Source organism: Spiroplasma sp. hy2, from assembly GCF_044714365.1.
GTDB lineage: Bacteria > Bacillota_I > Bacilli_A > Mycoplasmatales > Mycoplasmataceae > Spiroplasma > Spiroplasma phoeniceum.
Map to the genome: position 1 here is coordinate 1 of NZ_RXFZ02000253.1, position 1,074 is coordinate 1,074.

A 1,074-nucleotide genomic window follows, 5' to 3' on the forward strand; every position below is an offset into this window, starting at 1 on the left:
WTTTNNCTGTAATTATTTTTTCCATCAATTATTTACCTCTTATATATTAAAAATATACCTAAAATTAAGTATATTCTATAAATATCAAGAGTTTTCTACAAAATTAAAGTCTTTTTTTGATTATTTTAATCATTTTATTGATGCTAACCATAATCCTTCTTTTTTTAGTATTGTTAATATATTAAATACTCCCAAACCTTATTTAGGAAATATTCCTAAATGAATTGACGCTACACTTTATTCATTAAGTGGTTTAGTCAGTTTTACAAGTATTTTAAATGTTGTTTTAATTAGTTTTGGTAAAATGAGCAATTATTTTTGAGGATTAATTAGTGTGACTACATTTGGTCTTTTTTCATTTGGTTTTGGTTATACTGGTTATGCTCAATTAAATTTATTTTTTTATTTACCATTTCAATTTATTGGTTGATATACATGACAAAAAACTTTTATTTTTGAACAAGATTCCTCATTAAACATTCGAAATTCAAAATGATGAATAATTTTACCAATTTCTTTAGGTATTTGTGCTATTCTTGCGATTACTTGATATTATGAAATTCCAGCTTTTCATTATGCATTAGTAAAAACAGATTATGCCTATTTAAACCAACCTATTGCTCATATTTTTGACAGTACAATCAATAGCATCGCAATTATTGCTTCAATTTTAATGTTTTTACGACTAAAAGAACAATGAATTTTATGATTAATTTCAAATATTTTACAATTTGCAATGTTTGCAGGAGTTAATAGTATTGGTGCTAATTATCCAATAACAATTAATATTAATATGTTAATTCAAACAAGTTTTTTTATTGCAAATAGCATCATTGGCTTTTTAATTTGAGGTGGTTATTTAAATAAAATCAGGATAATGCTCCTGATTTATTAATATTTTCTTGCTTTATTAGTCATAATAAAATTATAAAACATTGTTATTTATAGAAAATTAATTAGAATAATCTTTATATATTAGACTTCTTGCATAACCTAGTTATTTTAAAATTCCTATAAAATATATTTAAAATAGAAATTATAGGAATCTAAAATTATGAAATTTGATAAATATTA

General features: G+C 21.8%; 1 protein-coding gene. It reads left to right on the plus strand.

The window, feature by feature from the left end; translation table 4 throughout:
* Positions 1 to 304 precede the first annotated feature (304 nt).
* Positions 305 to 895: a nicotinamide riboside transporter PnuC gene (gene pnuC, locus EHV01_RS05850; protein WP_422066642.1), complete on the plus strand. Its 591-nt coding sequence runs from the start codon at positions 305 to 307 to the stop codon at positions 893 to 895.
* Positions 896 to 1,074 lie beyond the last annotated feature (179 nt).